Annotated in this window: 25 protein-coding genes; 8 read left to right on the top strand and 17 right to left on the bottom strand. The window is 39.3% G+C overall.

The window, feature by feature from the left end; translation table 11 throughout:
- The first annotated feature begins 7 nt into the window (after nt 1-7).
- A complete protein-coding gene (accA, locus tag IMZ28_RS01530) occupies nt 8-943 on the top strand; it encodes an acetyl-CoA carboxylase carboxyl transferase subunit alpha (protein WP_197548887.1) in 936 nt (311 codons plus the stop codon).
- A gap of 9 nt (nt 944-952) precedes the next feature.
- Nucleotides 953-1567, top strand: coding sequence for a DedA family protein (locus tag IMZ28_RS01535; RefSeq protein ID WP_197548888.1), 615 nt, complete (start codon nt 953-955; stop codon nt 1565-1567).
- Between the two features lie 61 nt (nt 1568-1628).
- On the opposite strand, the gene dbpA is transcribed toward IMZ28_RS01535, so the two are convergent.
- The 5 genes from dbpA to rpmB all read right to left on the bottom strand — a co-directional run bounded on the left by dbpA (nt 1629) and on the right by rpmB (nt 6017).
- Complete coding sequence (gene dbpA, locus IMZ28_RS01540; protein WP_197548889.1) at nt 1629-2993, bottom strand: ATP-dependent RNA helicase DbpA; 1365 nt, start codon at nt 2991-2993, stop codon at nt 1629-1631.
- An 88-nt stretch (nt 2994-3081) separates the two neighbouring features.
- Nucleotides 3082-3306: a YdcH family protein gene (locus IMZ28_RS01545; protein ID WP_197548890.1), complete on the bottom strand. Its 225-nt coding sequence runs from the start codon at nt 3304-3306 to the stop codon at nt 3082-3084.
- Between the two features lie 60 nt (nt 3307-3366).
- On the bottom strand, nt 3367-4563 hold the full coding sequence (gene argJ, locus IMZ28_RS01550; RefSeq protein WP_197548891.1) for a bifunctional glutamate N-acetyltransferase/amino-acid acetyltransferase ArgJ: 1197 nt from the start codon (nt 4561-4563) through the stop codon (nt 3367-3369).
- A gap of 80 nt (nt 4564-4643) precedes the next feature.
- Complete coding sequence (locus IMZ28_RS01555; RefSeq protein ID WP_197548892.1) at nt 4644-5774, bottom strand: potassium channel family protein; 1131 nt, start codon at nt 5772-5774, stop codon at nt 4644-4646.
- A gap of 33 nt (nt 5775-5807) precedes the next feature.
- The gene (rpmB, locus tag IMZ28_RS01560; RefSeq protein ID WP_197548893.1) at nt 5808-6017 is read right to left on the bottom strand and encodes a 50S ribosomal protein L28; all 210 of its coding nucleotides are present in this window, start codon (nt 6015-6017) and stop codon (nt 5808-5810) included.
- Nucleotides 6018-6188: 171 nt separating this feature from the next.
- On the opposite strand from rpmB, the gene rpe reads away from it, so the two are divergent.
- From rpe to IMZ28_RS01575, 3 genes are all read left to right on the top strand, one after another.
- A complete protein-coding gene (gene rpe, locus IMZ28_RS01565; protein ID WP_197548894.1) occupies nt 6189-6830 on the top strand; it encodes a ribulose-phosphate 3-epimerase in 642 nt (213 codons plus the stop codon).
- Nucleotides 6831-6981: 151 nt separating this feature from the next.
- Complete coding sequence (locus IMZ28_RS01570; RefSeq protein ID WP_197548895.1) at nt 6982-7572, top strand: phosphoribosylanthranilate isomerase; 591 nt, start codon at nt 6982-6984, stop codon at nt 7570-7572.
- Complete coding sequence (locus tag IMZ28_RS01575; RefSeq protein WP_197548896.1) at nt 7556-8353, top strand: 3'-5' exonuclease; 798 nt, start codon at nt 7556-7558, stop codon at nt 8351-8353. Before IMZ28_RS01570 ends, IMZ28_RS01575 begins: the two co-directional genes overlap by 17 nt.
- Before the next feature lie 92 nt (nt 8354-8445).
- Here IMZ28_RS01575 and IMZ28_RS01580 read toward each other — a convergent pair whose 3' ends face one another.
- From IMZ28_RS01580 to uvrB, 4 genes are all read right to left on the bottom strand, one after another.
- A complete protein-coding gene (locus tag IMZ28_RS01580) occupies nt 8446-9096 on the bottom strand; it encodes an EI24 domain-containing protein (RefSeq protein ID WP_197548897.1) in 651 nt (216 codons plus the stop codon).
- Between the two features lie 56 nt (nt 9097-9152).
- A complete protein-coding gene (locus IMZ28_RS01585) occupies nt 9153-9677 on the bottom strand; it encodes a gamma carbonic anhydrase family protein (protein ID WP_197548898.1) in 525 nt (174 codons plus the stop codon).
- Nucleotides 9678-11765: an RNA degradosome polyphosphate kinase gene (locus IMZ28_RS01590; RefSeq protein WP_197548899.1), complete on the bottom strand. Its 2088-nt coding sequence runs from the start codon at nt 11763-11765 to the stop codon at nt 9678-9680.
- Nucleotides 11766-12231: 466 nt separating this feature from the next.
- Nucleotides 12232-14205, bottom strand: coding sequence for an excinuclease ABC subunit UvrB (gene uvrB, locus IMZ28_RS01595; RefSeq protein WP_269472898.1), 1974 nt, complete (start codon nt 14203-14205; stop codon nt 12232-12234).
- Nucleotides 14206-14291: 86 nt separating this feature from the next.
- Between uvrB and IMZ28_RS01600 the strand changes: the two genes are divergently transcribed.
- From IMZ28_RS01600 to IMZ28_RS11045, 3 genes are all read left to right on the top strand, one after another.
- On the top strand, nt 14292-14561 hold the full coding sequence (locus IMZ28_RS01600) for a hypothetical protein (protein WP_197548900.1): 270 nt from the start codon (nt 14292-14294) through the stop codon (nt 14559-14561).
- A 98-nt stretch (nt 14562-14659) separates the two neighbouring features.
- Entirely contained in the window at nt 14660-14881 is a 222-nt protein-coding gene (locus IMZ28_RS01605; protein ID WP_197548901.1) for a hypothetical protein, read from the top strand.
- 126 nt (nt 14882-15007) lie between these two features.
- Nucleotides 15008-15355, top strand: coding sequence for a type II secretion system protein (locus IMZ28_RS11045; protein ID WP_197549766.1), 348 nt, complete (start codon nt 15008-15010; stop codon nt 15353-15355).
- Between the two features lie 344 nt (nt 15356-15699).
- Here IMZ28_RS11045 and IMZ28_RS01615 read toward each other — a convergent pair whose 3' ends face one another.
- Genes IMZ28_RS01615 through IMZ28_RS01650 form a run of 8 tightly spaced genes read right to left on the bottom strand, consistent with a single transcriptional unit; the run spans nt 15700 to nt 25323 of the window.
- Entirely contained in the window at nt 15700-17634 is a 1935-nt protein-coding gene (locus tag IMZ28_RS01615; protein WP_197548902.1) for a DUF6044 family protein, read from the bottom strand.
- On the bottom strand, nt 17631-19529 hold the full coding sequence (locus tag IMZ28_RS10955) for a DUF6044 family protein (protein ID WP_332061156.1): 1899 nt from the start codon (nt 19527-19529) through the stop codon (nt 17631-17633). Before IMZ28_RS10955 ends, IMZ28_RS01615 begins: the two co-directional genes overlap by 4 nt.
- The gene (rffA, locus tag IMZ28_RS01625; protein WP_197548904.1) at nt 19492-20625 is read right to left on the bottom strand and encodes a dTDP-4-amino-4,6-dideoxygalactose transaminase; all 1134 of its coding nucleotides are present in this window, start codon (nt 20623-20625) and stop codon (nt 19492-19494) included. The genes IMZ28_RS10955 and rffA overlap by 38 nt, the downstream gene beginning before the upstream one ends.
- Nucleotides 20626-21006 (bottom strand): SMR family transporter, encoded by a 381-nt coding sequence (locus IMZ28_RS11120; RefSeq protein WP_197548905.1) that lies wholly within the window; start codon nt 21004-21006, stop codon nt 20626-20628.
- On the bottom strand, nt 21003-22178 hold the full coding sequence (locus tag IMZ28_RS01635) for an ATP-grasp domain-containing protein (protein WP_197548906.1): 1176 nt from the start codon (nt 22176-22178) through the stop codon (nt 21003-21005). Before IMZ28_RS01635 ends, IMZ28_RS11120 begins: the two co-directional genes overlap by 4 nt.
- Nucleotides 22175-23257 (bottom strand): FkbM family methyltransferase, encoded by a 1083-nt coding sequence (locus tag IMZ28_RS01640; RefSeq protein WP_197548907.1) that lies wholly within the window; start codon nt 23255-23257, stop codon nt 22175-22177. Before IMZ28_RS01640 ends, IMZ28_RS01635 begins: the two co-directional genes overlap by 4 nt.
- Entirely contained in the window at nt 23226-24380 is a 1155-nt protein-coding gene (locus IMZ28_RS01645; protein ID WP_197548908.1) for a Gfo/Idh/MocA family protein, read from the bottom strand. The genes IMZ28_RS01640 and IMZ28_RS01645 overlap by 32 nt, the downstream gene beginning before the upstream one ends.
- Nucleotides 24370-25323, bottom strand: a complete 954-nt coding sequence (locus IMZ28_RS01650; RefSeq protein ID WP_197548909.1) for a glycosyltransferase family 2 protein — start codon at nt 25321-25323, stop codon at nt 24370-24372. The genes IMZ28_RS01645 and IMZ28_RS01650 overlap by 11 nt, the downstream gene beginning before the upstream one ends.
- Between the last annotated feature and the right edge of the window lie 350 nt (nt 25324-25673).

Consider the following 25673-nt stretch of genomic DNA (forward strand, 5'->3'; position numbering starts at 1 on the left):
TCTTTTGATGGCAACCTATTTGGATTTTGAGAGTAAGATTGAAAAGATACAGGAAGAGATCGTATCTGCTCATGCTGTTGCCAATCTTGAAGCAGTAGAGAAGTATCAGAAAGAGTTACAAAAAGAGGTAGAGAAAACATTCAGCTCCTTGAGTGACTATCAGAAACTCCAGCTTGCACGTCATCCGGACAGACCCTATGCGCTTGACTATATCAAACTGATCCTTGAGGATGCCTACGAGATTCATGGTGACAGAGCTTTCCGTGATGATCCGGCTATTCTCTGCTATATCGGATGGATCGATGGACAGAAGACTATGGTGATCGGTGAGCAGAAGGGACGTGGAGTCAAAAACAAGATCAAGCGCAATTTTGGTATGCCCAATCCTGAGGGATATAGAAAAGCACTGCGTGCTGTACGTTTGGCTGAAAAGTTCAATATTCCGGTGTTAATGCTTATAGACACTCCGGGTGCCTATCCCGGTCTCGGTGCAGAAGAACGCGGACAGAGCGAAGCAATCGCAAGAAACCTTTTTGAGTTCGCCTCTATGAAAGTGCCGATGGTCTCTGTGGTCATTGGAGAGGGAGGTTCAGGAGGAGCACTTGCTATCGGTGTTGCCGATAGACTGGCGATGATGCGTTACTCTGTTTTTGCCGTGATCTCTCCGGAAGGATGTTCGGCTATTCTATGGAATGATCCAAGTAAAGTAGAGACAGCAACCAAAGCACTCAAGATAACACCTGGAGACCTGCTTGAACATGGACTGATAGATGATGTACTGGATGAACCGCTGATCGGTGCACACCGTGATAAAGTGACAGCGGCAGAAGTGTTGAAGAACTACTTCCTGGAAACAGTAAAAAACCTTAAAGAACTCTCTGTAGATGAGTTGCTCGACCAGCGCTATAAAAGGCTTACTTCCGTTGGTGCATTCAGCGAATAAGCATACTGTATGATACACGATATAGCAGCATTCCTTGTTGATAAAATAGGAGATATGGGCTATCTCGGTATCTTTATTCTGATGTTCCTTGAGAGTACTTTTTTCCCATTCCCCAGTGAAATTGTCATGATACCGGCAGGCTATCTTGCCTATAAAGGAGAGATGAATCTCTACCTTATTGTCCTGACAGGAATTGCAGGTTCTGTTGCCGGAGCACTCTTTAACTACTATCTGGCACTTCACTTCGGACGTACTTTTTTGCTTAGGTATGGAAAATATTTTTTTATTAAAAAGAAGACACTGGAGAAACTGGAAAGCTTTTTCCAAAAGCATGGAGAACTTTCTACCTTTAACGGAAGACTTATCCCGGGTATACGGCAGCTTATCTCTTTGCCGGCTGGACTGGCGCGAATGAACATTATCCATTTTTCATGCTATTCAGCTTTGGGTGCCGGTATCTGGGTGATCGTACTGGTTGCCTTGGGTTACCTGCTTGGGACAAATGAAACGTTGATATCCGAGTATCTGCATACAGCTACACTGATCGCACTCATCAGTGTCATATTGATCACGCTTTTTTATGTAATACGAAATAAAAGACGCCATAAGATACTGGAAGAGTAAACGTATGTATACTCTTTTATCCCGAAATACAGTGATTTATATTGTATAATTTGGGTTTATATCATGATCTCTCCAGTCGCCAGGCAACATATCTCTTTTTTTTGATCTTCGTATGCTTCAGGGCATTGACGGTTTTTTCGATAAAACTGTAATGTAGTACTATATAGGATCTGTTCTCTGTAATGGTGATCTTTCCTATCATCGTATTGTCAATACCTACCTCTTTACAGAGCGTTCCCAGGATATCACCGGCACGAAGTTTTGTCTTCTTACCACCATTGATACAGAGAGTATCCCAGGGTGATATCATGGTAAAAGATGGGTCATTGTTCAGTGTCTGAAGTGCTCTTTCTTGTGCTCTTTCAAGAATATAGGCAGTTTTTTGGCTTCCGGACATATAGAATGAAACGGCTTTGCCGGTTGCATCTGCACGTCCTGTACGGCCGATACGGTGCGTATATACTTCCTGGTCGAAGGGAAGATCATAATTGATCACAAGATCGATACCTTTAATGTCCAGTCCCCTTGAAGCAACATCGGTAGCAACCATGATACGTTTGGTACCGTTGGAAAAGAGAATGACCGCCTCATTCCGCTCACGCTGATCCAGGTCTCCATGCAGATCTATCACATCATGTCCTTGTGTATGGAGGTACGCTGCAAGTGTGATCACATCGGCTTTGGTATTACAGAATATCAGAAGTGATTCCGGTTTAAAGGAGTGTATGATCTGTATCAGTGCTTTTTGTTTATTGTCTACTGTATAGACAAGCTCTTTGATCTTCTGAGCTTCCTGAACGGTATCTACTTTGATGATGTCAGGATCATGCAAAAGTGTTTTGGCAAGGGTTTCTATTTTTTGAGGGAAAGTAGCGGAAAAGAGCAGTGTCTGCTTTTTCTTGGGCATGGCTGAGGAGATCTTTAGAATATCATTATAAAATCCCATATCAAGCATCCTGTCCGCTTCATCAAGTACCAGTGTCTTTATCCCTTTAAGTGCCAAAGTACCTTTCTCAAGGTGATCCTGAAGTCTTCCGGGTGTACCTATGAGAATATGTGCTCCCTTTGCCAACGAGTCTGCCTGTGTACGAAGCGGTACACCTCCATAGAGTGTAAGTATCTTGAGGTTGGATTTGTAAACAGAAAGCCTGCGAAGTTCCTCTGCAACCTGCTGTGCCAACTCCCGAGTCGGTGTAATGATAAGATGTTGTGGTGTGTGGCAGTTTGTATCTGTATGGATAATAAGAGGTATTCCGAAGGCTACGGTTTTCCCAGATCCAGTCTTTGACTGTGCCAGAACATCTTTTTGTGCCAATATTACAGGGATGGCTTTCTCCTGGATCTGTGTCATGGTTGTGAAATTGAGATGTTTGAGTGTCTCAAGAAGTGCTGAGGGAATGGTAGAGATGGAATCAAAGGTTGCCATAGGGTCTCGCTTTAGAATATGAATAAAAATATGTAAGAGTTGAAATAGGGAAGGGTTTGAAAAAATGCGGGCAAAAGCCCACAGAAAACTATGCTTTGCTTTTTCTGTAATCCAGGATCATTTTATACGCTTCATCTTTAAGAAGAAGCTTCTCTTTTTTAAGTGTTTCAATCTCCATATCTGTCATGGGGATGTCACCGTTCTCAGCTTTTTCGATCTTGTCGTCAAGTTCATTGTGCTTTTCGAAGATCCTTGCGAAATGGGCATTTTCCTGTTTCAGTTGATGGATTTCGTCTCTATATTCGTGTAACATAGGTTACTCCTCTATCTATTTTCAGTATTCTATCTTTTTTGTAGTTAGAACCATGTTAAATCAGGTTCGATATTCGGCATTGATCTTGACATACTCATAGCTCAGATCACAGCCATATGAAGTGTAGGCTCCATCTCCCATACCAAGATCACAGGTAACGGTGAACTGATCTTGTTTCATGATCTTGTAGGCACTCTCTTCTCTCTCTTTGTCCAATTCTCTGAATGTATCGGAATAGATGAGCAGTTCATCATAATGAATGGTCAGTTTCGTCTCATCGCACTCCACCCCGCTGGCACCTATGGTTGAAGCGATACGTCCCCAGTTGGGGTCCTCTCCAAAAAGGGCTGTTTTGACAAGCAGTGAGTTGCTAAGCGCAGTACTTGCTTTTTTTGCCTCCTCATCGCTTTTTGCCCCTTTGACTTCGAACGCAACCACTTTGTTGGCCCCTTCACCGTCTTTGAGGATCATCATCGCCAGTTCAAACATAAGTTTGTTCAGTACTTCGGAAAATACAGCTTTGTCGTACGCAGTGCTTAGTTTATTGGTAAGCAGCATTACTGTATCATTGGTAGAGGTATCACCGTCAACCGAGATACGGTTGAATGAATACTCTGTACTCTTATGAAGAAGATGCTCCATATCGGTTTTAGGGATATCTGCATCGGTAGCAATGAAGCAGAGCATCGTAGCCATAGCAGGGTTGATCATCCCGGCACCTTTACAAATAGCAGCAATATTGAAATGGGAGCCATCCTCAAGTTCGACACGGTAGGCCAGCTCTTTTTTAAAGCTGTCTGTAGTCATGATGGCACGTGCTGCTTTGTCAGAATGCTTTGCGTGGAAGTCCAGTTTGTCAAATGCAGAGATGATCTTGTCAATCGGAAGCCGATAGCCAATGACACCGGTAGAACTCATAACAGGGTTGAGTACCTCGATTTTTTGTGAAAGGGTTGACATAATAGTGTCAATGTCGTCAATTCCTTTCTGACCAGTCATGGCATTGGCATTTTTAGCATTGATCAATACGAAGTTGGTCTGAAAATCTTTTGGATAACGCTGATAGTGCTTGATTGGTGCTGCCTGAAACCTGTTGGAGGTAAAAACAGCAGAAATATCACAGGGAGGTTCCGAGCGGATAAATGCAACATCACCCTGGTCAGCATCGGGACGCATGCCGACATTGACCGCATCGCAAAAAAAACCTTTGACATTTGCAAGACCGCCATTAAGTGAAGTAATTGTATAGTTGGACATAAATAAATCCTTTAGTAAAAGCTTTTCAAAAGAAAAGCATACCAAAACTATCTACTATTCACTATTAATTATTCACGGAACTATATATATTTAAGCTCTTCGGGTTTCTCTTTTTTACGGATGATCTTCTTTGCTTTTCTGATACCATCGCCGGTGCCTATAAGAAGGAGTTTTGATTCAGGCATGATGATAGTATCACCTTTTGGCATGGGAATGAACTTTCCGTCTTTTTGTCGAATACCTATAATAGTGACATTCGCAACATCCCTGAAACGGGCTGTTTTTATTTTTTTCAGGGTCAGCCATGACGTTTTTGAGACTTTTGCCTCCTCCATATCAAGCGGTGTGTCTTTTTTGTAAAGAAACTCCTGAAGCAGATTTTCCATATCAGGCCGTGCTGCCATTGCATTGATACGCTGTGCCATGAGCTTGGTAGCCGTAACCACTTTGTCTGCTCCAAGTTTGAGCAGTTTTGTTTCATCTTCATGGCTCTGTGCATTGGCGATGATGAGGTATTTTCTAGAACGTCCTATTTCACTTTCGTACAGTCGTGCCGATGCGATTGTAGCAATGTTGTCTGCTACATTATCAGCCAGTGTGATTACCCCTTTAGCCGAAGAGAGGTGTGATTTCAGTATCCCCTCTTCGGTGTGTGCTTCTGCTACAACAAAGTAAGGGTATTTGTGTTTTTTGGCGATCTCTTCGAGGTCTTCTCTTGGGTCAACAACTACGAAAGGAATATGGTTTGCACGTAACTGTTTGGTAACCTGAATGGTAAACTCATTGTGATAACAGACTACAAAGTGCTGTTTCAGCCTGGCGATCTCATAAAGCATTTTCCGCTCCTTGGCAGTTTTTTGAAATTCCCCTTTTTTCACCACTTCGGCAATGACCCCCACGGCAATAGAGAAAATAATAAAACCGAAAATGATCAGTGTAATGGTAAAGATACGCCCAAGGTCTGAAATCGGTCGTATCTCACCAAAGCCCACGGTGGTAAAGGTAATACCTGTCTGATAGATGGCATCCATCAGTGGAAAATCATCAATAATCATGTACCCGATGGTACCAAGCAACATGATCAGTACAGTAAGAATAAGAGGAAATCTAAATGGGGATAAATGACTATAATATTCGTCATTTAGGGTAATGTGCGGTTTGGGTGCGCTTCTCCAGCCGAGAAACTTTTTGAACTTGTCCAGATAAGTCATGATAAGAGAGTATACCCTCTCCTATCTGAAAAATCAGTTAGCTGAAGCAGCTTGTGCAGCTTTTTTCTTCATTGTTCTGAGTGTTGATGCGGCTACTTTGATTCTTTTTGTCGTTCCATCTTCAAGAGTGACCTTTACAGATCTCAAGTTTGGAAGTTGTCTTCTTTTTGTCTTGTTGTTCGCGTGAGAAACATTGTTTCCTACAAGTGGACCTTTACCACTTACTTCACATTTTCTTGCCATGATCGTACCTTGTAATGTTAATGTAGACGGCACACGAGGGTAGCCGACCCGAATATTTTGTGGCGAATTATATAAAATAAATCCATAAATTCTGCTTAAGTAATTTACATAGAGAGCCAAAGTATCATTTTGATATAATCTGAAATATTTTTATAGAAGAGTAGGAAAACAATGTTAGTAGCACCAAGTATACTTTCGGCAGACTTTGGTTATTTGGCTGATGATGTGAAGGCCATTTGTGAAGGGGGATGTGACCTTGTACATGTAGATGTGATGGACGGACACTTCGTTCCCAATCTGACGATCGGTCCGGTAGTAGTGGAAGCGATAGCAAAAGCGGCGACCAAACCGCTTGATATTCACCTGATGGTTGAGAATAACAGTTTCTTTGTTGATCTTTTTGCTCCGTTGAAACCGGAGTTTATCTCTTTTCATATTGAAGAGGAGAAGCATCCTCACAGATTGATTCAGAAGATCCGCTCTTTGGATATCAGACCGGCGATCGTGCTGAATCCCCATACGCCGCCTGAAAAGATAGAGTTCCTGCTTGAATATGTTGATATGGTACTGCTCATGTCGGTTAACCCGGGTTTTGGCGGACAGAAGTTCATCCCCTCGGTCATTGAAAAGGCACAGCGACTCAAAGCGCTTATTGAAAAACGCAACCCTGATTGTCTTATCGAAGTGGATGGCGGAGTGAATGATACAAATGTCAAAGTGCTTGCTGATGCCGGTGTGGATGTGGTTGTTGCCGGGTCATTTGTCTATAAACACCCTAAAGGGGTGGGAGAGGCGATCGCCTCTTTGAAGTGAAGAGAGAAGAGTGAATAGTGAATAGTGTCGGTATGCATTGCTGTGCAATGCTTTTATTGAAAGGAGAAGAGAATATGAAATATATCAAAATAGAAGTTTTTCGAAAGAAAAACAAACTAAAACTATTCACTTCTCCCAAAAGGGAGACCTTGTGCGTGTGAAAATCTGTGGTATTACTAATTTACGGGATGCGTTGCATGCCGTAGAGTGTGGTGCGGATGCATTGGGATTTGTCTTTTATAACCAATCTCCACGCTATATTACCCCCAAAGATGCCAAACATATTATTGATCTTCTGCCTCCTTTTGTTGAAAGGGTAGGGCTCTTTGTTGATGAAGGGGTAGAGACGATTGAAACCATTTGTAGATATACCAATATCTCACTCGCACAGATCCATTTTGATGTAGATGAAGAGTCTTTGGATGTAATTGACCTGAAAACACTGCCGGTAGTACGCACCAGATCACCTGAAGATATTCATCGTTTTTCAGACAGGTACCGTCTTGTCGATGCCTATTGTGAGACCTATGGAGGCAGCGGTAAGCGTTTAAATCTTGAGTGGTTTGAAGGAGTGGACTGTTCGAAGATCATTCTTGCAGGCGGGTTGACACCTCAGAATATTGCCGAAGTAAAAAAGTATGGTTTCTATGGTGTGGATGTCAGCTCCGGAGTGGAATCGGTCAAAGGGAAGAAAGACCCCAAGAAAGTGGAGCAGTTTATTACCTATGCGAAAAGTCTTTGATGAACTGACACGTGCATTCCGAAAGCATCAAGGTGTGCTGGCTGAAAAGCAGTATTCAGAGATCACAATGAAACATACGACCCTGCTTGAAGACAGCGATACGATCTTTATCCTGCTTCAGGCATCCGGTTACCCTATTGAAGAGGAAGAGGGGTATTACCGGCTGAAAACCTGTTTTACCCCATACGAGGAACAGCGTTACTGTGTGATCGACATAGAGACCAACGGCAGCAAACCAGGAACCTCACAGGTAATAGAGATTGGTGCGGTCATGATAGAGAATGGTAAGCTTGTTGACAGTTATGAAACATTTGTAGAGTGTGCTTTTCTTCCCGAGTATATTACCAAGATCACCGGTATAGAACCTGAAGATCTCATTGGTGCACCGACACGCAGAGAAGCTCTGACAGGTCTGCGCCACTTTATGGGGGATGCTGTTTTTGTAGCGCACAATGCCAATTTTGACTATACTTTTCTGGATGCCTCCTTTGAACGTTTCGGACTGGGTGGCATCGGCAACCCCAAACTTTGTACTATTGATCTTGCCAAACGTACTTTTGAGAGTGAACGTTATGGGCTTGCTTATCTCATAGAATCTCTTGGTATGGAGGAGACTTCCCATCACCGTGCCTATTCCGATGCACTTTGTGCTTCAACAGTGATGCAGAAGAGTTTTGAAACCCTGCCGGAGTATGTCAAAACTACTGATGATCTGTTACAGTTTGCTGTTTCCAGTAAGAAAACAAGACGTTTGAAGAAAGAAGCGAAGGAGGGGCTGTAGGGAGAGGTCTTATGCCTGACCTTTTGGGTTTGAAATATGACTGGTCTTTAAGAGTCGCCACAAGGGCGACCCCTACAGAGAAGGTCTTCCTTCTACCGTTTATCTAGAACATGATGCAAAAACAAGATCTGTGCAAAGACTGGTGAGAAGATGTTCAGCACAGGAATATAGTTGAGCCCTGAAGCAATCATCGCCAGTACTGTGGTACCTTTTTTCTTCTCTTTGATCTTGGTTTTCTCTTTGATAAAAAGGGATGAGACATCATAGAGAGTGGGCTCTTTGATCAGGATCGACCAGAGCCAGAGCATCCATACAGCACCTATAAGCGGGATGAACATGATGGGGAATGTGAACAGGAAGAGGAGTAAAAAGACCATTCCCGCTTTGAGACTGAGGAGTATAGAGGTAGAGATGTCAGCGGTTCCTGCAACTGGTATATCAGGGTACTCTTTTTTTGCCAGCTTGATCAACAGTGGCTCGATCATCAGTGATGTGACAACAGCATGAATAAGAATGAAGATCGTATAGGCGATCGCAACAGTAGCTACGGCAGCACCACTGGTCTGTAACCACTCCCAGGGTATCCATGAGAGATACCCCTTGATAAACCCTGTCAATATATCATTGACAAGCCATATGGCAATAGTGGTCACAACAAGAGAGATAAGTGTGGTTTTTGCCATAAAGGCAAGTACAGTAGCTGAAAAGAGGTCTTTAAAGCTTTTGGTAATCGTTTGGTTCATGATTATTCTCACTATAACATTTAATATTTTTCAGGGTGTTGTGTCCTTACAGCACCCTACAGGTATTCATTTTTAAATTTCACATACCGCTCAGCAGAAGCATAAAGTTCTGCAACTTCCTCATCTGTCAGCTCTCGGACAACTTTTGCAGGACTGCCCATAATGAGGCTTCTTGGCGGAAACTTCTTGTTCTTGGTAACAAGACTTCCCGCTCCGACGATGGATTCTTTACCGATGACAGCACCATCTAAAATAGTCGCACTCATGCCAATGAGGCAGGCATCTTCAATAGTACAGCCGTGCAGCATAACACGGTGTCCGACAGTTACATCATTTCCAATGATGGTTGGGTTGCCGTCTGTCATATCTTCTCTTTTATGGTGCGTGACATGGATCATACTGAGATCCTGTATGTTTGTTCTCTCTCCGATGGTGATAAAGTGTACATCTCCGCGTACCACACATCCAAACCAAACGGCCGAGTCTTCTCCCATTGTTACACGTCCAATAACAGAAGCGCCTTCTGCCACCCAGGCATTTTTTTTAAGTTGAGGTGTCCACTCTTTGAATTTGATCAGCATCTATGATTCCTTTAATATCTTGCTTGCCAGACGACTGACATAGTCAGGTGTCTCTTTTTTTGTTTTGTCATATATTTTGTTGACATATTGTTCAAGGATAAGGTGGTTGTTGACACTTTTCCCCAACGTAGGGACTTTGACATACTCACCGCTCTCCTGCAACTCCCATCGAAGTTGATTGTCGGCCAGCTGCAGCATAAGGATCTGTTCTATCTTTTTTGAGAGATTCTCTTCCACGATAGGGGTCATCAGTTCGACCCGTCTTACAAGGTTACGCGGCATCAGGTCGGCACTGGAGATATAACATTTTATTTTTTGATTCCTAAAGTAATAGATGCGAGGATGCTCCAGATACTTTCCGATGATGGAGGAGACTGTGATATTTTCACTCACTCCTTTCACCCCCGGTTTGAGACAGCAGATACCACGGATAATGAGGTCGATCCTGCAACCATCCTGTGAGGCTTTATAGAGTGCCTTGATAATGTCGATATCGACCAGAGAGTTTGCTTTGAGAATGATATGCCCGTTCTTTCCGTGTTGACTCTCTTTCTCGATGAGCTTGATCAGTTTTGGTTTGATCTGGACCGGTGACATAAAGAGTGTATCGAGCTTGGTGTAGGTAGAGAAGCCTGTAAGGAAATGAAAAAAGTGTGTTGCATCTTTGGAGAAAGCCTCTTTTGCCGTGAAATAGGAGATATCAGTGTATATTTTGGCGGTTGTCGGATTGTAATTCCCCGTTGCCAAATGGACGTAGCTTTGCAGCTTACGTCCTTTGCGTTTGATTACCTGTGCGATCTTGGCATGAACTTTAAGTCCCGGGATTCCATAAACGACATGTGCACCGGCATCTTCAAGTGCTTTGGCCCAGCGCAGGTTGTTCTCTTCATCAAAACGTGCTTTGAGCTCTACGAGAACAGTAACCTGTTTTCCATCACGTACCGCATCGATCAGAGCTTTGACAATAGGTGATTTCTGCCCGGCACGGTATAGTGTCATGCGGATTGCTATCGTCTCCGGATCGGCGGCTGCCTGCTTGATGAACAGTACAACCGGTTCAAAGCTGTCGTATGGATGGTAAAGTAAAACATCCTGTTTTTCTATAGCTTCAAATATGTTCTCAGTATCCAATGGTGGCAGTGTTTTGGGCGTGAATGTCGGCAAAACAAGATGGGAGAGGCGTTTGTCCCCTACGATTTGCCAGAGAGCACCGAGGTTGAGGGGCAGGCTTTTATAGGGGTAGATATCATTTTCATCAAGGTTAAGGTGTGTCAGAAGGAACTGTAAAAGATCTTTATCGACCTCCTCAAGGAGTTCAAGCCTGATGAGAGAACCTTTATTTCTTGAACGCAGCCCCTCCTGAAGGATTTCCAGAAAATCATCTGCTTCCTCCTCTTCTATTTCAATATCTGCATTGCGGGTAACTCTGAAAGGGGTAGAGGCGAGTGGAGTAAAGCCTGGAAATAATTCGGTAGTGAAGTGCTCAACTACACTTTCGATGGGAATGAATGTCTGATCGATCTGAATAAAACGAGGCAGGATACGCGGAATACGAATAAGACCATGTTTAATGTGGTGTGATTCATCCTGCAGTGTAATAGCAAGTCCAAAACTGAGGTTGTTGAGATGGGGGAATGGGTGTGTGGCATCTACGGCAATAGGAATGATGACCGGGTAGATCTCTTCAAAAAAGATTGTCTTGACCTCTTCCTTCTCTTCTTTGGTTAACAGATCAAAATTTTTGATGTGTACACCATGCGTATGCAGTTCCGAAATAATGGAAGTATAGCAGGATTCCAGTACATGGTGTTCTCTATGCAGGTAGGCACGAATCTGTTTTAACTGCTCGGTAGGGGTAAGTTTGTCCGGCCCTGTCTGCTGGATGCGTGCTTTAAAAAGGCTTTTAAGCCCTGCTACACGGATCATGTAGAACTCATCGAGGTTAGTACCGTAGATGGCGAGGAACTTTAGTCTCTCCAGTGGCGGCAGCTTCTCGTCAAGCGCTTGTGCAAGTACACGTGAGTTGAACTGCAGCCAGCTGAGCTCGCGGTTGAAATAGAGCTGTGATGAATTGAGATCGATCGACATGTTAAGGTTTCCTTCCAAGCAGATAAATGAGAGATATTATAGCAAAAAATTCCAATATTGTGTGTAGGGGCAGGTCTTGTGCCTGTCCTTGGGGATAGAGATATGTTTGTTTTGATAACATATGATCGTTGGTATGTATTACCTACCAATTAAATACCTCAATCTTTGATGCTGCAATTTTGTTCACAGACAAGGCAGATTTTCACAGGACTAGCCGGAGGCTAATTCAAGAAAATCTAACACCGTATGTGGGCGAAAGTGCTGCACCCTTCGGGGAGAACGATACGAGACAACCTGCACGTAAAAAAATCTTTGAATTACCTACGGGTAGTCCTTCAGATTTTTTCACGCACATCTTGCCTCGTCTCGTTCTCTCAAAGTTTGAGGTATTTAGTTGGTGCGGTAATAAGAATATCCTGCACTCAAGGGTCGGTACAAGACCAGACCCCTACAGGGGGAGGTAGTGTTACAATTTTTTAACCTTGGCTATTTCATCCCGCAGTCTCGCTGCTTCTTCAAACTCCAGGTTCTTGGCGGCTGCAAGCATTTTTGCTTTAAGCTCCTTAATGAGCTGCTGACGTTCAGCTTTTGGCATTTTGTCAAGTTTGTCACGTTTGTTGTAAAGTTCTCCCGCATCATCCACTTTGAGATTGGTATCGAGTTCCCTGATAGTCGTTTTTGGTGTAATGCCATGTGCTTTGTTGTAGGCGATCTGTTTTTCTCTTCTCGTCTGAGTGATCTCGATAGTTGCTTTCATTGAGTCGGTTATTTTTTTGGCGTACATCAGTACTTTTCCATTTGCATTTCGGGCAGCACGGCCGGCTGTCTGTATTAGAGCTGTACGTGAACGGAGGAAGCCTTCTTTGTCTGCATCGAGTATGGCAACCAGAGAGACTTCGGGCAGATCAAGTCCTTCTCTAAGAAGATTAATGCCTACCAGGATGTCAAACTCTCCAAGTCGTAATGATCGGATAACCTGGTTACGTTCAATAGCATCAAGGTCGGAGTGCATATATTTGGCTTTGAGTCCAAGGTCATTGTAGTAACTTGTCAACTCCTCTGCCATCTTTTTTGTCAATACAGTGACAAGTACTCGTTCACCTCTTTCAATGACCGGTTTCATGCGATCGTGCAGGTTTTCAACCTGGTAGGTAGAGTCGATGACCTCAATTTCAGGGTCAAGTAGTCCTGTGGGCCTGACAACTTGTTCGGCTACAGTGGAAGAGAGTTCCAGTTCCAGGTCAGCCGGCGTGGCTGAAACAAAGAGATAATGAGGTGCCTTGTTGATATACTCATCAAACATCAGCGGTCTGTTATCCAGAGCGGAAGGGAGCCTGAAACCATGATCGACCAATACTTCTTTACGACTTCTGTCGCCGGCATACATACCACGAAACTGTGGCAGTGAAACATGTGATTCATCGACAATGACAAGGTAGTCGTCATGCATAACTTCAAAGTAGTCCATCATTGAGTAGGGGGTCTCACCGGGTTTTTTGCCTGTAAGGTGTCTGGAGTAGTTTTCTATCCCTTTACATATTCCTGTGGCTTCGAGCATTTCCAGGTCGAACTCGGTTCGCTGTTTAAGACGGTTGTATTCTACCATACGTCCTTCCCGCTGAAAGTATGCCAGCCGTTCATCAAGCTCCTCTTCAATACTTTTAATGGCACGTGCGAGCTTCTCTTTGCCGACGATGAACTGATTGGCAGAGTAGACAGTAACCTCTTTCATGGCTTTGTTTTTCTCTCCGGTCAATGCATTGAATTCGTAAATATCCTCGATCTCGTCGCCGAAGAACTCAATACGTACGGCAAATTCATCGGAGTATGCCGGGTAGATATCTATCACCTCTCCGCTGACACGGAAATTTCCGATATCAAAAAATTCATCGTTGCGTTTGTACCCCATATCGACGAGTCGGAGCAGCAGCTCTTTTTGATTATACTCTTCTCCTACACACAGTTTCTGAACGATGGAACGGTAATCTTCAGGTGAGCCCAAACCGTAGTTGGCCGAGACCGAAGCAATGACTATGACATCATCGTGACTCAGCAGCGAAGCAGTCGTACTCAGGCGCAGACGCTCCAGTTCCTGATTGATGGAGCTGTCCTTTTCAATGAAGAGGTCCTGGCGTGGCAGATAGGCTTCGGGCTGGTAGTAGTCATAGTAGGAGATGAAGTACTCTACATGGTTGTTGGGGAAAAATGCTTTGAATTCTGAGTAGAGTTGTGCAGCCAGTGTTTTGTTATGTGTCATGACGAGGGTTGGCTTTTTGGTCTTCTCAATGATCTTTGCCATGGTGTAGGTCTTCCCTGAACCGGTCACACCAAGCAGTGTCTGATAACGGCTGCCTTTCAGTATGGATTCCGAAAGAGCTTCAATGGCTTCCGGCTGATCGCCGGAAGGGGCATAGGGGCTGTTTACTTTGAAGTTAGGCAAAATATCTCCATCATGCTATTGGTATAGTTTTAATAATTTTTGATATTATAACACAGCAAATTATTTTAAAGAACGATGGAGTTTTTATGAGCGCATTACAGAGATTGCAAGAGAAGATCACACAGCTTAAAACAGACTATGAGGCGATCAAGTCGCAGAATGAAGAGTTAAGAAACCAGCTGACCACTATGAGCAGTTCCCAGTCTGAACAGGAGATGCTCATCAGCAACCTCAGAGCAGAAGCTGAAAAGGTGCAATCGCTGGAGAGTACGGTAGCTTCACTCAAGCGTGAACTGGAGGAGAAAGATGCCGAGATTGAAAAGATCATTGCGCAGGTAGAATCGTTACTGGCATAATGAAATGAAAAATTAGCAATTAAAAATTAAAAAAAGGGGCAGGGGACTTTTGATTTTTCCTTTTTAATTTTTAATTTCAATATCCGAAGGATAAGAAGATGAAAAACGTTGGACTGACCGTATGCGGGAACCGTTATGAGATCAAGCTAGAAGATGATTTTGCGGATTTTGTAAACAACGACTTGCAGGAAGCAGGTGTGAACCTGTACACAGACAATAAACCTGACAAGCTGCTAAAGGCTTATTTACGACTTGCCAAACAGGCAACCTCTTATGAAAAAGAGATAGAGCTTCTTATAGAGACAATAGACGGATTATGACATACCATAACATTTTTTAATTTTATATTGTTTTAAGTTTTAACATACTACTATTTTAAAAGACCAGTTATTGAATTGGTACTATATAAATTAACACAGGAGTTAATCATGACAGAGACATCTAACATGAGACGCGGTTTCACAATGATCGAATTGATCTTTGTAATTGTAATTATCGGTATTTTGGCAGCAGTTGCCATTCCAAAACTAGCAGCAACGAGAGATGATGCAAAACTTTCTACAGCAATTGCAAATGCAGGTACGTGTGTGAATGAAGTAGGGTCGGCATATACAGCGGGTAACCCTATTAAAGCAACATCTGCTACAGTTGCATGTAGTACAGCTGATGCACACAGTGATATTACTGTAAGTATTGACAGTACAAACGGTAGATATATCAAAATCACTGGAACAGGTATTTCTACGCTTGATACTACACATGATTTTGGTGGTACAAGCGTATCTTATAACTAATTTAATAGAGAGGAGAAAAAGAAATTTCTTTTCCCCTCTTTCTTCTTTTCGGCTTTCATCATACTCATTCAAATTCTTCCATTATATTTACGACTTTATCGTTTGTGTTAAGATATATTAAGCCAGTTATACGAGACATTATCGTGACCTCCAGTATTAGAAAATAGGTCAATTTTTAGAACGCATTCGACATTGAAATACCAAACATCTTTAAAAGGGTGTCTGTGAGTAGCATGGGAGGATTACCCATGGATTTGCAGTTGAGGAGGGATTATGACGCACATACTTTAATGGAAAGAGAGTCTTCTTTTGATCAGTTGTTAAACTTTTGGAGGATTACCATATCATTCTTTAATGTCTTGAATAGTCTTGATAATTTTTTTATTTTTTTTAAAAGGAGTTAGCTGCTTACATGTGTCAGAAGTAAATTTATTATCTTTGATTCTATAAAGAGTTATGGTCCAAATACTTTTTGACGTATCTTTAAACGTTTTAAGTTTTTCAAGATCAAGTATTTCTGCATTTTTGATCTCATATGCTGAAAATATATATTTTACACCCATACAGTAAAGCTGCTGGGTATTGATAAAGAGATTTTTGGCATCACGTGTTCTGTTGCTGTCTGGACTTCTGGAAATGCAGCCAGGTTGCAATAGATATACTTTACTGCCCCAGTCATCATATACTTTACGGTCACCTATGTGAGGAGGTAGTTTGTTGAGGTAGTCTGACATAATAGAGCGGAATCTATGTTTGTATTTCAATGGATAGTTTGTAGAATAGCCGTCAATCGTATAAAATCCGTTATAGAGACTAACAGCAGGTTCTAATCCTAATGAAACGATTCGGTATGAGTGTTTATCTTTCCCTATATAGTGAGCAATTTTATCAAATAATGCTGTTGCGTAGTAGGTGTCATATGCTTTTTTTCTATGATCTCCTGTATGACTGAATAGTTTCCATGTAAATGCCAGATGTATTTGGAATAATAAAAGAGCAATAATCCATAGGTAAGAAAATTTTACCTTTTTGATAAATTCATAAATTGAAAGTGCAAACATTAGGTACCAGATAGTTACTGTTACAAAAATAAATCTGGAAAAGTGAAATGTTTTTATCAGTGGAAAATAGTCTAAAAACTGATTCCACCATGGACTTTGCCAAAAATCAGCCCAATAGGCAAGAAGAATTTGTATGATCATTAAAAAAGGCAAAAGCTTTTTTGTGCTTACAAGATATATTACCAGAGAAAAAAGAAGTAGCATTGGAAGTGAATATTTTGATGCCAGAAGCCAATGCCATCCGGAAAACAAGTAGAGCAATACAATTGTGATGTATAAGAAAATACTTTCTCTATTTCCAAGTTTTTTTCTAAATGGAAGTAGTAGCATTGTAGTGAGAATAAATGGTAAAATATAACGATAGTGTAATGGAATATTGTTATCTGTACCGTTTAAGAAGCGGGTATGGGCTGATTTGTAAAAATGATCGAAAGTAAATATCTGTCTTAAATTAAATTCAGTTCTATGAGAAAGAAAACTGTGTTCTATCAAAATGCTATAAACAAGGCGATACTCTACCAGAAGGTATAGGCTTCCCATTACTATAAGAGCACTTAAGAAAAAGTAGTTGATTTTTTTTTCGGTAATAAAATCATAAATCCACAATATTCCCATTGCAAAAAGAAAAAATATGAAACTTAAAATAAGGCTGCTGTAGAAAGGCAGGAGTAGCAGGATAAGCCAGTTTTTAAGTGAAGTATCACCTTTTCTTATATTTAAAAACGCATAAAGTGCTAGAGGCTGTCCGGCTACGCTTAAGCCGCCATGCGGCCAGAAAGGAACCAGTGCAAAAGCTATGGAGGGAATAAAAATATAAAGATATTTCCATTTTGATGTTATTTTTTGAAAAATGTATTTTTCAATAAGAATAAACATACTAAAGAAAGCAACAGTGTGTATCAAGATATCATTGATAATATAAGCGGTTAATGGTTCGAACAGATTATAGAAGAGATATAGAAGACTTAATTCACCAGGGTAGGCGATACGTGGTAAGCCATTCATCATGTTTGGTATAATTGTGTCACTTGCAGTAAATCCCATATGGTTTTCTGCCAGTATCTTATACCATATAATATTTGAGTCAAGGTTATCGTATTGAACCAAGAAGATATGTTTTCCATAAATGAAATAGGGAAGAAAGTAGAAAAATAAAATGAATAAAGCTAACAGGTAAAATGTTTTTTTATTGTTTATAAGATACTCTATCTGTTTCATTTATAATCTTTCTTTTGTTGTTTTGGTTTATCTATACGGTAGAGCCAAACTTTCCAAATTGCATCATCCTTACTAATAAATACTTTTTCAAAATACAAATCATACAGGTTTTCATTTAAAATCTTTCTTGATGAAAGTAAATATCTTCCTCCCATGGCATATATCTGTGATGTATTAAGTTCGAGATTGGTATAGGGTTCAGTATGTATATATATGTCCTGTTCGGTTTTGTATGAATATCCTACATTATTGTCAAAAAGGTAGACTTTGCTGCCCCATCCATCAAATAGCTTGTGATGTGCAGCATTTTTGCCAAGATGGGTTGCAATAATTTTCCTAAATTGGTGTTTGTATGTCAAGGGGTAATTAACTATATATCCATCTAACGTATAAAAGCCGTTAAATAAGCTTACCGACGGGTCTATACCAAGGCTGACTATCCTGTAGGAGTTAAGAGGCTTTTTGATGAAATTTTGTATCTGTTTGAATTGGGAAGAGGCATAATATTTGTTAAAAGGAAGATAATATAGTTTAGGGGAAGTGTTGAAAAAAGCTTCTGTAACGGCAATATAGAACTGTATGAACATAAAAAGTACAGCAAACAGAGATCCGTAATGTATCTTTTGGAGAATGCTTCTTAGTGAATAGACAGCTATAAGGGCCCAGAGAAATGGTGAAAGAAAAAAGAATCTTGAGAAGTTGAACATTTCCATCTTTGGGAAAAACTGAAATATAACTTCCCATCCCTGATAAAATGAAAATCCGAACCAGTAAGCTATGATAATTTGGGATAGCAGAAGAATCGATAATATGTCTTTTTTAATATAAAGTATCACTAAAAGAAAAACCGTGATTACAGGCATTGTGAACTTTTGTGTAAACAGATATGTAAAGACATCTGAGTATAAAAGAGTAAAAAAGAGTATAAGTAAAATTAGAGAAGTTCTTACAGAAAGCTTTTTGGGATAAAGCTGTAACAGTAAAGCAAAAAAAGATGTAGGCAGTAAAATTTTGAAATGTATTCCTTTTGCATGTGGAAGACCATTGATAAATTCGATATGTGCATTTCTGTATGCTTCCCAAAAGGATTTGTTGACAAGCGAAAAGTATTCTGTTCTATTTGAAATAAATCCATGTTCAATAAACATTTGCAGAACAAGCCGGTATTCCCGTAAAAGAAAAAGTGTTACAGAAAGTATAAGTGCAAACAAAAGTCTCCGGTGCAATATGCCTGTTTTGAAGAACAGATAACATATATAAATACCCAACAGAAAAAAGAAAAAGAAATAGACTATGATAAATTCGCTATATAGAGGAAGAAAAATGAGCAGCAGCCAGTCTTTCCATGTATCCTGTTTATTTTGGATATGGATAAGACTCAATACTATCAACGGCATGATCGGTACACTCAGCCCACCAGAAGGCCAAAACGGTAAGGTGGAAAAGTACAATGCCCCTATTGAAATATAGATGTATTTTCCCGGTTGAAGACTATTCTTGAAGATAACTTTATCTAAAAATATATACATAGAGATAAAAGCAATACTGTGGAGTATCACTTCATTGATGATATAAGCTTGAAGAGGTGTGAAAAAATAGTATAGCCACACAATAATATTAAATTCACTACCGTAGCATGAACGAGGTAATCCTCCCATCATGTTTGGTATAACAGTATCGTTAGATGCAAAGATCTTTCCGCTTTCTGCAAGAATTTTGAACCAAATAATATTTGAGTCTAAATTGTCAAATACCAGAACATGTAAATCGCCTTTATAGATGAAGAGTGGCAGCAGATAGAGTAGTAAAAGGAAAGTAGAGATGGATAACCAGGTCTCTTTCGATCTCAATGGAGAGCTATTGATGAAAAAAAGCATAGATGGTTTCAATGACATTATCCTGAGAAGATCTGTTTAAGTTATAAAACATAGGCAGTCTAATGATGCGCTCACTCTCTATGGTTGTGTAGGTATCCTCTCCGTTGAATTTACCAAATTTTAATCCGGCATCGGAGCTGTGAAGGGGAACATAGTGAAAAACAGCACCAACTTGATTTTTTTCCAGGTGAGCAAGCAGTGCTGTACGCTCTTGTAAATTTTTTGTCTTAATGTAAAACATATGGGCATTGTGCTGACACTCTTTGGGAGTATAGGGCAACTCTATGTGTTCCTGTTGTGCTAAGGGGGTTAACTTTTGATAGTAGTAATACCATGAAGCGAGTCTGTTATGATTTATTTTGTCTGCATCTAAGAGTTGTGCATAAAGATAGGCTGCCTGTAATTCACAAGGCAGGTAAGAACTCCCTAGTTCTACCCATGTGTATTTGTCGACCTGGCCCCTAAAAAACTGATTACGGTTGGTTCCTTTTTCTCGTATGATCTCTGCATGGTCAAAATATTTCTCATCGTTGATAAAAATAACACCACCTTCTCCTCCACTGGTATAATTTTTGGTTTCATGGAAAGAGTAGGTACCTATATGTCCAATCGTTCCCAGCGGTTTATCCTTATATGTACTCATCATTCCCTGTGCTGCATCTTCTATAACAATGAGGTTATAACGGTCGGCAATCTCCATGATGGTATCCATCTCACAGGCAACCCCTGCATAATGAACAGGTATAATAGCTTTTGTTTTTGATGTAATGGCTGCTTCAATTTTGGTTTCATCTATATTCATGGTATCTGGGCGAATATCAACAAAAATGATTTTGGCTCCTCTAAGAGCGAATGCATTCGCAGTTGAAACAAATGTATATGAGGGCATGATAACTTCATCGCCCTCTTTGAGATTGATAAGTAAAGCTGACATCTCTAATGCATGGGTGCATGAAGTAGTGAGGAGTGCGATACTTGCACCGGTTTTTTCTTCAAACCATTTTTGGCATTTTTTTGCAAAAAAACCATCTCCGGCTATTTTCGTTTGCTTTAGCGCTGTTAAAACATACTTGTCTTCTGTACCAATATAGGGTGGTTGATTGAATGGGATCATTTATATGCTCTTACTTGTTATTAAAATACCGGAAGTAATCAGAAGAATCCCTATGAATTTATGCCATGTGATAGGTTCGTGGAATAAAAGGGCAGAAAAAATGAGAATAAAAACAAAACCCAAAGCTGTGAATGGATAGGCATAAGAAATATCGAATTTTGTCATGGCGATCATCCAAGATAAACCACTTAAAAGTGTGAGAAATATGGAGAGTATAATATAAGGATTGAACAACATTGAAAAAGCAAAAGAAAATTTTTCTATAATAGAAGGGTATTGCGTAAGATCGTATTCATTCATTTTCCACTTGATGACAAGTTGACTTGTCACTGCGAAGAGAATTGACAAAAAAATATATAAATGGTTGACAATATAAGTCATAAAGCATACCTTATTTTAATTGTATTGGTTAATGTGTTTACTATATTTTGCATTTCATTTCTACTATTATATTTGATAAAGTCTATTTCTGCTTTATATGTCATAGGATTAGCAATGTAATCTCCTCTTTTATAGAAAATAAATTTATCAAAAATCTTAGAAGAGAGGTTTCCGTAGTCTACTTTTTTAATATATCCGGTTTTTTCTCCCATTACACAATGCCTTGTAATGTATGATATCTTTTTATTATGATTGATAGTTACAGGATTTCCGGTTGCAAAGTCCACAATTGCCGTTGCCATGTCGAATTCTGTTGCATACTTTACAAGTTTCACATAAAGATCTCCTGGGGTTCGCCTACAGATTTCTATAATATATGGTATTTGTCCTTTGAGTATAAACTGAACATGGAGTAATCCATCAGTAAGCTGTAGTTCAGATGCAATTATTTTCAAATCATCATTTAATTTTTGGGCTATTTGTTTAGTATAAAAAAGTGATGTAGAAGCACCTGAGACAAGATAGGGGTTTATAAAATAGTGTTCATCATCCATAAAGGCAAATACTACTTTTCCATTTTTGATAAATGTTGAGTAACCATGATTAGAACCGTTGACGAATTCCTCTATCACTATGGTATCATTATAAGAGACAGAAAATGCTTTTTGAATAGCATTTTCTAGATATTTTTTTGATTCAACCTTTGTAACCCCTTTTCCTCCGGAAAGGTCAATAGGTTTGACAATAAGTGGATAGGTAAGTTGTTTAATATCAGTCGTATAGATATTTCGATCTTTATGAATGTGAATAGCTTTAGGTACGGTAAGATCATGTTTTAAAGCAAATGTACGAAATTTATCTTTATGGTGAATAGTTAATGCCGTTTCAAAGGTATCGTGACCAGGTAAATGGAGTTTTTCAGCAGTATAAGCACATGAGAGAGCAGAAAAATCATTAGCGGAGGCACAGATTGCATCGATGTTCAAACTTTTTGCCAAAGCAAGTATTTTTTGTGGATTAGAATAATCCTCTGGACAATATTGATCTGAAAACTGATGTCCAAGATCCTTTGGATTATTGCCACTTGTAATAACGAAATAATCTTTCTTCTGGGCTGCTTGAATAATAGGAATGTCTGCGTGACTTCCTCCCACGACTAATAGTTTTTTCATGTGTCTGTCTTTGTATAAGGAATAAAAAACATAATGGTTTCAGATATACCTTCTGTATAATGCCTTAAGTAGATATTATAATCGTTACGTATATTTAAAATCAGTTTTGGAATTTTCCAGAAGTCATCTTTTTTGTGATAAACACTAATCGCTAGTCTGGGATGGTATTTTTGAATTATTTTTTTTGCTCCCTTAATGGCTCTTTGTTCATACCCTTCAATATCCATTTTAATAAAGGTGACTTCTTCATTGATAAGATCATCAAGTTTGTCAACATGTATAGTAAGTGCCCCATTTTCACTTATTTTTGAACTTGAACCGCTGACATCAAACCTTAAAGTCTCTTTTTTATCGGATAATCCAAGCTTAAAAAACTGAATATTGTAGGCACTCATCAATTCATTTTTAGCAGTTTCCATATTTTTTTCTTCTGGTTCAAAAAGAAAAACTTTCTTATAGTTTGGGCACCTTTTTATAAATTCTTTTGTTGTATACCCGTCAAATGCTCCAATATCAGCAAAACTTTCTCCATTGGGGTTCAACTGAAGAAAATCTTCAAAATACTGCTTATCTTCAATATTTTTAAAGCCTCTCATGTAATCTAGGTCATAAGAGATTCGAAAGTTAATAATATTAAAAAATTGATTTTTGGAAGTCTTGTCTTTTAATAATGTGTATATCCAGTTATATTTTGAAAAGTTTATCTTGATGTCTTCAGTCATACCCTCCCAAAACATAACTTGTTTAATAGGTAGATTAGAGTATTTAAAAAATGCATAATAATCTAGAGAATCGAACTGAAATCTGCGCATACTTTTTTCTGCAACGAATGGTTTTCCTTGTACAATCGAAACAACCATGGCATTGTTGGGTATGTCTTCTATTGGAACAATAGGTTTGTCCAAGTATTCCTTATCATGGGTAAACTCATCAATGAAGCCATCTACATCGATTATATTTGTAACACTTTTTGCCCAGTCATTTCGGCCAAAAATATATTTTGGTCTTTTTGACTCCAAAAATGCTTTACAGAACTCTTTTGCTTTATTATTTTCTGGTGTAGAGTTTATTTTCAACATTAACATATTCCCATTTTTTACTTTGTATAGATGTTTCTATGGTTTGCATTAATGCTAATTCTGTAATAGATGCATTAATGTCAAAAACATATTTATTTAGATAATCACTATTTCCACTTTTGTAAGAGCGGAGTGCTTCATAAATATCAGTATAATGATTAGCAAAAGCTTCTATAAAACCTGCGGGGTGTCCGGATTTGAATCTGTTATATCTTTCTTTGTCGGCTATTTCTATATCTTTAGAAGACCTGTCCAAAATAATGTTTCTTCCTTGATTGTCATTGTACTCTAAGAACTCGGAGTTCATTTGATACCAGCTTGCCGAACCTTCTGTTCCATATATCTCTACTTTCAGACCATTCTTATGCCCAAGTGCAGATTTACTATACCACATTTGGCAGTCTATATTATTTGTATATTTCACCATACATATTAAATTATCTATTACGGGATAGTGTCCAAAATTGTTTTGCATGGCAATGACCTCTTTGGGAGTTTCTTTTGTCAAAAAAGAAATCATATTGGACAGGTGTGTTCCCAGATCTAAAGAGAGTATTGGAATGGATGTGTCTTTTAGTCTCCATGATTGAGGCTTTGGAATATTTCCATTTTTATCCAAACGGATGAAACTTTCCTGGGGCATTTGAATATTAACTTGAATGATCTTCCCCAGTTTTCCAGTTGAGATCATGTTTTCTAACTCTCTAATCATAGGATAGCCAGTATAGTTGTAGGTAGTAACTAAAAAGTTTTTGTTTTTGTCTATGATATTTTTGATTTTCAATGCATCTTCAAGTGATGCGGTCAATGTTTTTTCGCAAATGATGGGTATATTGAACTTTAGTATCTCGATGATGATGTCTGTATGACTGTCTGTCGGGGTTAATATGGCAATCGCATCTAGGTTATTTTTCTCTTTTTCCAGTAATTCCAGATAGTGTGTATAATATTTGGGTATAGACCATTGTGTTGCTGTCTTGGAATTGATATTGGAGTGTCGGCTAAAGCAGCCTGCGACCAATTGAAACTTTCCATCCATTTGTGTAGCTATTTTGTGTGTTGTGCCTATAGCAGAGTTTAGCCCACCACCAACAAATCCTATTTTAAGTGATTCATGTTTCATTTGTACTCTTTGTAAAAGTAGTCTCTTGTATAATATAAAGGGGTCTTTGTTTGACCTCATCAAATATTTTACCTATATACAGTCCTAACATACCGATACTTCCAATAATCAGTCCAGCTAAAAAATAAAGAGAAACGATCAAGCTTGTCCAGCCAATGATTGGAGTAGACCAGAATATATAGCTTATGACAAGCCATATGGAATAAAGGAGTGATAGAAAAGAAAGGATAAAACCAAATTGTACTGAAAGTTTCAGGGGTTTATTTGAATGTGCAACGATGCTATCTATAGCTAAGTTAATTAGTTTAGATAGTGTATATGAGCTTGTACCTTCCTGTCTTGGTGCATGTTTTATTTCAATCTCTATTCTTGTAAAACCTGTCCAAAGTACAAAAAGACCAAAGGAACGGTTTTGTTCACGAAATAGTTTGACATTTTTAATGACTTGTTTTGAATATATACCAAAATTTCCAATACTTTTGTCAATTTGTGCATCTGTTAAATAGTTGTAAAGTTTATAAAAAAAATGAGAGCTGAGTTTCTTAAAAAAGTTATCTTTCCGTTCTATACGTTTACCGACAACAATGTCATACCCTTCCTGAGCCTTACGGTATAGTTTCAAAATCTCTTCAGGTTGATCCTGTAGATCACAGTCCATCACAATGATCCAGTCACCTTGTGCATAATCCAGACCGGCCGTAATAGCCCGATGTTGACCAAAGTTTCTAGAAAAGTTAACTCCCTTGACACGAAGGTCACATTGAGCAAGTTTTTTGATGATCTCCCATGCATTATCGGGGCTGGCATCATTAACCATAATGATTTCAAAGTTTGCATCTATTTGAGTCAATGTGTGTACAAGTCTTTCATAAAGTTGATCAAGTGTAGAAGCACAGCCGTAAATGGGCGTAATGACACTAATAAAGGGTGTTGATCGGTGCATAAGATTTCTCCAACTGTTTTTCTATCATTGTTTAAAGTTATTATTGTTACTTTAGTTGTATTAACTATTATTAATTAACTATCTATCGGTGTTTGTGGTACTTTGGACAATTATTTATAGAAATAATAAATTCTTCATAAGTTTAGTATTTTTTCTTTGTTAGAAACTATTGTATCCAAAGTTTTACAAAAAATCTCTGTTGTGGTGAATACATTATGAAATAAATCAGAAAGAAAACCTGATAATTGAATATATTGTAGTTTAATACATTTAAAGTTTGAAATATGTTATACTTTAAAAGGTAGTGAGGAGATTACGAAACAGAGTGATTTGTTTATAAGCGATACAGA

This window comes from Sulfurovum indicum, from assembly GCF_014931715.1.
In the GTDB taxonomy this organism is placed as follows: domain Bacteria; phylum Campylobacterota; class Campylobacteria; order Campylobacterales; family Sulfurovaceae; genus Sulfurovum; species Sulfurovum indicum.